This window comes from Jongsikchunia kroppenstedtii DSM 45133, from assembly GCF_000380485.1.
Lineage (GTDB): Bacteria > Actinomycetota > Actinomycetes > Mycobacteriales > Mycobacteriaceae > Jongsikchunia > Jongsikchunia kroppenstedtii.
Genome location: NZ_AQYG01000018.1, coordinates 1 through 8118 on the forward strand (window position 1 = coordinate 1; position 8118 = coordinate 8118).

The following is an 8118-nucleotide window of genomic DNA, read 5'->3' on the forward strand; positions in this document are numbered from 1 at the left end:
CCACGGCACCCATCATCTCGGTCATCGGTGACCTTCCCCGCCAACCCATCAGGTCAGCGTGTTAAGCCACTTACACCGAAATCCTTATAATCCCGGGGTTGACAGCTGGTGGTGGATATCTGATCGCGGGGCTGCCGGTCCTGTCGGGCAGGATGTTCCCATGTCAGGTGCGGTCGATGGCGTCGCGGGTGTGATGGAGCATCGGCCGTGCCCGCAAATCGGTTTTTCTCATCCGGAATGATTGTTCGACGTGCCATAGATCGTGGTATTTGCCAATCATCTCACGACCGCCGAGTGTGGCCGCCTCGATGTTGGTGACGTAACCTTTCAGTCCGACAAGGGATCTCGCGCGTTCGAGCGATTTCTCGTCGAGGGTGCGGTTGCTGCCGGGCGACTTTCACGAACCGGGTGGATGTGGCGGGCCGGCTGCCGTCGACCGCGGCGCGTGCGCGGGCTTCCTGTGCGTTGAGGGTGATGGTGTCGCGGCGGCCCCGCGCCGAGCTTTAATGCCAGACCGCCCGCCAGGCCTTCTCATCGTCGCCATTCCAGACCGGTTCCGGCCGTAGTTTCCAGTTGTTGACGACAGTGCCGGCACGCCGGAGTGTGACCGTGTCGATGATCTGCCCGTCGGTGAAATGGCCACCGTGCCAATGGAAATGCGATGCCAAATCACCGGGCACTTTCACCTGCCGGGCCCCGCGATAAATCCCAGGCCCGCCTCATCGAGTGCGGTCAGATTACTCACTGACAGCATCCCGGCATCAGCGGCGGCGATCATGTCGGTGCCGTCGGGCTCGTGCCGGTCGCGGTACTGGTTGATGATCGGCACGATGGTGGTGGTTTCGGCGGTATTCCCCGCGAAACAGCCGATCTCCAGCGGGAACCCGGTCCGGTCGACCAGCAGCCCGACCACGAATTGCGGGTCGACCCGGTGTTCTTTGGAATAGCCGACCTTACGCAGCGAATCTTCCTTCTCCGCTTGGAAATACAGGATCGTCACGTCGTAGAGCACCAGCGACAGCCCGCTGGTCGTTTTCGCGTGAGTGAAGCAGGCTGCCGCGATCTGATCACGGTAACCGGCTGCACTGCAACGCTTTAACGTCATCGCATAGGTGTTGCGGTGCCCGAGGAGGGGGGAGAGAGATCCCGAGATCGCCGATGACGCGGGCAGTATCAGTGATCGATGACGGCTCCACGATCCGGGCCAGCACCAGCTGGAAGAAGGTGTCATCGTCAATCACGGCAAATCCGAGACGCTCCCACGCGGCGGTGACAGCGTCAATCAGCCACCGCGAGCGTTTACCGGTAATCGGCGCCGCCCCGCCGCTGCTGGCGCGTCCGCACCGAGGTTCAGCTCCAGCGCCTGCTGCCCAGCCAGCAGCGTGACCCGCGCAGTAGCGATCAATGCGGCGATCTCTGCATCGCCACGGGCTGACCCGATGTGCTCGATAACCCGGTTGCAGCGCCCGACCTTCTCCACGATCTGCACCGCCATCGCGTCAGACGCGGTCCTCACCTTGCGAATGAACGCCACAACCGCCGATCCTATCGACGAATTTAGTGAACCATATCCGCCCACCACAACGCCCTGACCTGCACCGACAAGTCACCAACCATCAAATGTCCGAATCAGTTGTGCAACTCAGGCCTGAGCGCTGCACGCACGAGGACGACACCCCGAAACTCGCCGCTACCGACGCAGTCGACCCGGTCCGGTTACGGACGGCCGCGATCACATCGGCACGGAACTCCTCAGAAAACGCCTTCGGCATGACAAACTATCCTTCACAGTTGCCAGCACATCATCAAACCTGGGCCGACCCCGCACTACGGTAACTCCGGAGCGGATCACACCCACTTCAGGCGCAACACCCAGTCGCAGTATCGAGGCGAGTCACACACATATTAAATTCCTGCGGGGCCTCAACGTTGCTCATGTGACCGACCAGAGGAAGAACAACGATCTCAGACAGATAGTCCTGACCTCTCAAGCGATCGGCAATCTCAGTCGAGTGGACTTGTGGCGTCAGCCGGTCTGACGTACCGACAATCACAGATACCGGCACGGTGAGCTGATCAATGCCCGATCTGACGTCAATTGTCGCCAGTACATTTCCCCAAAGCCCCCGCGTCACTGGCGGACACTGCAACAACACTTCCGTACATTGCTCAACCGCAGAAATTGATGCGCGCGGACCCATAGTCGCGTACTTGATAAGGGCACGCGCAAGCAGAGAGGCCTTTACTTCCGGCCCTCCGAGGCCTAGCCCCTTGGCAAGCACTCGCTCAGCAAAACCACCCGTTTCCCTCCGAGACGGGCTCAAAAGAGTCGACTTGCTCACAAGTTGCGCAGCGCCCGTGCTAGCAAGCAACACACCCCGAGACAGCTCATTTACCGATTCCGGATACCCCGCTGCCCAAGCCATTATGGACATTCCGCCCATACTGTGGCCTATTACTACAGCCTTGCGAACAGGATTCACTACGCATCGCAAGATCGCCTCAAGATCATCACCCAACGCCCGCGCCGAGAACGGCCTGGACCCCCGATCGCTTCCACCGTGCCCGCGTTGGTCGTATACGACCACACGATGCGTCGCAGCGAACTTATCGATCTGGGGGCGCCAGAACTCGCTCTGGCACGACCACCCGTGGCTAAATACCAACAGGGGCGCCTCCCTGCCCAGCCCGAACTCGTTGTATGCCAACCGCGTTCCATCGGCCGAGATGGCCTCCATTTCGATACCCTCCAAGAATTTAAGATTTGTTCGATCAAAGATCATCGAAACTTACAATTACACTGTCGGTCAGCGGGATAGCCTGGCAGGCTAGACGTTCGCCGTCAGTAACGTCATCTTCAATCAGGACATGGTTTTCCACCATATCGACATCGCCTTCAATTAGCTTGCAAACACACGCACTACAGGCACCTTCACGACAGGAATACGGAGCATTGTATCCTTTCGACAGAAGCACATCAAGCAATGGCGCACTCCTGGGCCAGGATACCTTAATGCATTCGCCATCGAGATATACCGTCGCCATTGCAGTTCCTTCGTCGGCCGCGAGCCGACGGACCGTTGCCCCATCAAATGGATCTCCGGCCAGCGATTGGAATACTTCCCGGTGGATGGCTTGCCGCGACACATCCGAATTACTTGCGCAAGTCTCAACGAGATCCATAAAGGGAGCAGGCCCACAGGTAAAGATCTCCGACCCGGCATGCCTCGATATCATGTCGTCCAGCACCTCGGAATTCGGTAGCCCGCAGTCATTCTCAAACCACTCAACCAACGCAAATCGCTCGGGAAACCCGTCGGCAATCAGACAAAGTTGATCACGGTACATTGCTGAAACTTTATCCCTATTCGCGTAGAACAGGGCAACTTCGCCGCCTCCCGCTATCAATGCTGATTTAATGATCGACAAGATCGGCGTTATTCCACTTCCCCCCGCAAAGAGAAGCAAGTCAGCATCAAGACTCTTCGGCGTGAAATTTCCCGACGGGGGCAGCATCATAACTTCCATACCTGGCTCTATATTGTCACAGATCCAATTGGAAGCATATCCGCCGTCGGTGCGCTTCACACCGATTTCAAGACTGTAGTCGTCGATGTGAGGCGAGCTGCACAATGAGTAGCACCTCGACACGTGGCCGGTTTGATCCGAAGGAACCTTGACAGTGACAAACTGTCCCGGAAAGTATTTGAAATCGTTCGCGATGTCGTCGGGAACCTCAAAAGTGACAGTGACGGCATCGACCGTCTCCTGCCGCACGGCAGACACCACCAGCGGTCGTGCACGCACCGCTGCTGAAGGCGGCGCCTCCTCGCCCACACTCATTTAATGATTCCTTTCCGACGCGCCAATGCATACCCGACCCGAGTTGCGGGCGCAGCAATGTCCTGATATCGGGGGCCGACGAATCTAGCTACGAAGTCGAAGACCCGCGCATCGGCACCTATGAGTACACGAGCTCTCTTTCGGTCGACGCCTCTCAGGATTGTGGAGGCGGCCCTATCGGGGGTTGTTCGCGCGATCCTTTCGAACATTGAGGCGATGGTTGTGACATCACCCATTTGCGAGACGCCACGCGCATTGTTTACGATATTGGTTTTTACTCCACCAGGATGTACGCAAGTCACCGTAACCGGGTGACGGGCAATTTTCATTTCCTGCCGTAGCGCTTCTGTGAATCCTCGCACACCAAATTTGGCTGCATTGTATGCGCTTTGGCTCGGTATTCCCACGAGTCCGAACACGCTTGAAGTATTCACTAGATGACCGTCACCCGACTCAATTAGGTAGGGAAGGAACGCTTTTGTCCCATTTACAACTCCACCAAAGTTGATACCGAACAACCAATCGAAATCATCCCATGTCATATCAATAACGTCCGCACCGAGCGCCACCCCGGCGTTATTGAAGACCATATTGACCTGGCCAAACTTTGCCATGATCTCGTCAGCATATGACTTCATAGCAACGCGGTCAGCGACGTCAAGTTGCGCAGTAGCCACGATAGCGTCCGTTTTGTCTCGACAAATCTCTGCGGTCTCTTCTAGACGGTCTACATCAATGTCCGACAGCGCAAGACTTGCACCTCTTTGCGCCAACTGCATTGCGAGGGCTTGTCCAATACCAGACGCGGCGCCAGTAACGACTGCCACCTTTGAACTGTAATCTCTAGCAACTGAATTCATCAACATTGATACCTACTTGTCCCAAAATATTGTGCTCAGAAAGGAGAAGAAGGCGCGAAGCCCTCATGCGATTTCATACTCGGAACGGCGAAAATCTTTCGTAGCACGCCAGTATTGCCAGGTAAATCCCGGCCAAACAGTGCGATTCACCCCTTGTGAATCAAGATACCAACTGGTACATCCGCCGTTTGTCCAAACACCCTTGGACAGCCTTCGCTGGATTGCGCTATTAAATTCCTGCTGTACAGATGGACGCACCTCGATCCGTTGCGCACCAACGCCGTCGAGGGCTTCGATGGCTTTCATAATATACTTGATCTGCTGCTCTATCATAAAGACAACAGAATTATGTCCCAGCCCCGTGTTCGGCCCCAACAAGAAGAATAGATTCGGGAACCCGGCCGTGGTTATTCCAAGATGCGTGTTAATTCCAGTTTCATGCCAATGCGTTGGAAGATCTTTTCCGCAAGCACCCTTCAAAGCGAGCTGATCAAACCCGTCTGTGACGTGAAATCCGGTTGCATAGATGATAACATCGACCGGATACGAAGTACCTTCAGCCGTAACAACCGCGTCTGATGTCAGCTTAGCAATACTTTCGTCCACGACAGTAGTATTCTGAGCATTAAGTGCTGGATAATAGTCATTTGAGCCCAGAATTCGCTTGCACCCGATGCGATATGTCGGAGTCAGCTTCTCACGCAACTCTGGATCGTCGACAGATCTCGCAATATTCCATTGCGCGAGTTTTTCAATGGGGCGCATGAGGTTTGAGTGACCGTTCAATCCGAAAGCTAGACTCTCAGCACCCCAATAGACCGCCCACCGCGCAAGAATCCTTGCGAGCCCGATCTTGTTCAATAGTGTTCGAAATGGCGATGGTACCGCGAAGTTTTTCCGAGGCAATACCCAGGCCGGCGTACGCTGAAATAGGGTCAGCGTACCGGCATCCTTCTGTACATGGGGAACAAACTGAATTGCACTTGCGCCCGTTCCAATTACGGCTACGCGCTTGCCTCTCAAATCGACGTTGTGGTCCCAGACCGCAGAGTGAAAACTCTGCCCGGTGAAGTCCGCCACGCCTGGAATCGTTGGATAGTTTGGGATATGGAGGGCACCAACGCCGGAAACAACATATCTGGCAATATACTCACGCCCTGAGTCGGTATTCAGATGCCATCGCGATTCAGATTCGCTCCAGTATCCCGAAACGACCTTTTGTCCGAAATGAATCTTTTGAGTTACACCCCGCTTGTCGGCGACATCTTGCAGATAGCCCTCTATCTCTGGCTGCGAAGACCATACCTTCGACCAGTCTCCCCTGGTTTCGAACGAATACGAATACATGAGTGACGGTACGTCACATGCGCATCCAGGATACGTATTCTCACGCCAGGTTCCGCCCAACGAATCCGCCTTCTCAAGTACGACGAAATCGTTGTAGCCGTGACGACGAAGCTGCGCAGCCATTCCTAGACCAGAAAACCCGCTACCGATAATCACCACCTTCACAAAGGTTGGCTCTGACTGCTGGATCTCGGGCTTCTTTACAGTGCGCGCTGCGCGTTTGTCAGCTGTTGAAGTCATTGGGTTGTTGCTACTCCTGTTACTTTAGGTCGATACTATGAGTCCAACTTTCGGAAGCCATGGTTGAAAGACCGTCTACCGTAGGCTAGCCGCCAACGAAATTGGCCAGGGGACCCTTGCGATATCGAACACAGACGTCGATAGTCTGCGTTCGGAATCGGATTGAATGCGACGGTTTAGCGCAGATCGTCGGGAAGACTACGAGTTGCGCGCCACATCATCTTGGTAAACTTGCCCTCAATCATTCCAGCCTCATGAAAGAATCGAATCATCGGTTCTGACATAAACTGCAAGTTGGTTCGGTAATTTGGGCTGGTCTGTTGAGCAATGACTCCGCGGAGCCGGCCAACTCCGACAGCTTGGTACACGCGAGGATTGATAAGCATTGGATAGGCAAGATTGGCCACCAATGCAAGAACGCCACGGTGCCACGCACGGGATACACGTCCTCGTTTCTGCATCCCCTCCACCATCTCCAGGCGCGCGAACGTAATGTGACGCGCTTCTTCGAGTACATGGATCTTCATCGATTGACGAAGCTGCGGCTGCATCATAGGATCATTCATGGCTTCCCGTTGGGCCCGATCCAGAATTTCCTCGATCAACAAGGTAGCTCCGGAAACTGATGGGCCAAGCGGGACAAAATGCAGTATCTTGGCGAAGCCTAGTGACCCCTTCGGCAGCTTATAGGGCTCTAGTCCCGTCTTGTTAATGATCCGCGCGAACATCGTTGAGTGACGAGATTCGTCACCCACCTCGGTAAGTGCATACAAGGCCCGCTGGTCCGTCAACGGTCCCTTGAGTGACATGCGCAACAGAGCGGAACTCAGGAGGTTTTCGGCATATATGCCGAAACTGAGAATACTTACGATTTCGTGACGACCCAATTCCACCCGCTGCTCATCGGTCAACTTTTTCCAAATTTTGGTCCCGTAGAGCGATACACGGTGCTCAGGAAGGTAATGCTTGTCGACTTCCCACGGAGCCTCCCAATCGATGTCAATCTCCGCATCGTAGAACTTCTCGGTTGACGATCGGAGTAGTCGACCTGCCGACCTCTCCATGTCAACCGGCTTGCGACCATTTACGCGCGCAAGCCCCTCGTTTGATACATGAACCGTGGCCGGCATGTCTTGAATCGTCATGGTGATGATGCACTTTCGTTGATGCCTCGGTCAGCGCCGTATGGCCGCTACCTTCAGTACGCGGTACTCATGGTACGATGCTTTGGATCGTCTGTCAACGAGCACTTAAGAAGAGGTGGAACCCAGGTGTCTGATCACCACGACTACGACTACAGCGGAACGGGAACGATTGTGTGCCGCGGCAAAGCAGTGCAGGTCAACGTGAACGTGAAGGGCTACTTTCAGCCACTTGACGGGCTGTACACCTGGTATGGAAGGATCAATAGGAGCGCGGAGTTGGACGATCTTATACGCGGCAAGCGCACAGTTGCGGTACTGTCAACGCCCGAAGGCCGAGCGGAGTGTGTAGTCGGCGATCCAGATTTTTGGGGAAGGTACCGGGTTACCGGCAAGAGTCGGCCTCCATATCACGTGCCGACCACTCTGGCGGAAGTCGAGTCAATCGCCAAAGCCGAACACCCCGATCAGACTATGTAAATCCCCGCCTCGAGGGTTTCGTGCACAGCTGCTTACTGGAGTGCCGTCGTGAACATGCGGACATGTTGAGCGGCGTAAATCGTCAGCGGTGAACGCGCCAGGAGAATGCTCGCGGCGGTCGCGGAAATGGTCCGCCCGCCGCATCTGCCTGGAACTGAACAACTCTGGCACGGTGATCAGTGTCCGCACCGTCACCCGGATCCTGG

Annotated in this window: 6 protein-coding genes and 1 pseudogene; 1 reads left to right on the plus strand and 6 read right to left on the minus strand. The window is 55.5% G+C overall.

Translation table 11 applies throughout. The annotated features are described in order from the left end of the window. Positions 1-172: 172 nt before the first annotated feature. From G341_RS24400 to G341_RS0100300, 6 genes and pseudogenes are all read right to left on the minus strand, one after another. Positions 173-1495: pseudogene (locus G341_RS24400) on the minus strand (IS1634 family transposase); the annotation flags it as partial. 364 nt (positions 1496-1859) lie between these two features. After that, on the minus strand, positions 1860-2783 hold the full coding sequence (locus tag G341_RS23295) for an alpha/beta fold hydrolase (protein ID WP_081622363.1): 924 nt from the start codon (positions 2781-2783) through the stop codon (positions 1860-1862). Next, entirely contained in the window at positions 2773-3843 is a 1071-nt protein-coding gene (locus tag G341_RS23300; RefSeq protein ID WP_081622364.1) for a ferredoxin--NADP reductase, read from the minus strand. Before G341_RS23300 ends, G341_RS23295 begins: the two co-directional genes overlap by 11 nt. Next, positions 3840-4703: an SDR family NAD(P)-dependent oxidoreductase gene (locus tag G341_RS23305; RefSeq protein ID WP_155826654.1), complete on the minus strand. Its 864-nt coding sequence runs from the start codon at positions 4701-4703 to the stop codon at positions 3840-3842. Before G341_RS23305 ends, G341_RS23300 begins: the two co-directional genes overlap by 4 nt. Positions 4704-4766: 63 nt before the next feature. Continuing rightward, entirely contained in the window at positions 4767-6290 is a 1524-nt protein-coding gene (locus tag G341_RS23310; protein ID WP_081622365.1) for a flavin-containing monooxygenase, read from the minus strand. Positions 6291-6466: 176 nt separating this feature from the next. Continuing rightward, positions 6467-7435 carry an AurF N-oxygenase family protein gene (locus G341_RS0100300; RefSeq protein ID WP_018177111.1) on the minus strand — a complete coding sequence of 323 codons (969 nt, stop codon included), beginning with the start codon at positions 7433-7435 and terminating at the stop codon, positions 6467-6469. A gap of 126 nt (positions 7436-7561) precedes the next feature. On the opposite strand from G341_RS0100300, the gene G341_RS23315 reads away from it, so the two are divergent. Continuing rightward, positions 7562-7912: a DUF4873 domain-containing protein gene (locus G341_RS23315; RefSeq protein WP_081622366.1), complete on the plus strand. Its 351-nt coding sequence runs from the start codon at positions 7562-7564 to the stop codon at positions 7910-7912. Positions 7913-8118: the final 206 nt, after the last annotated feature.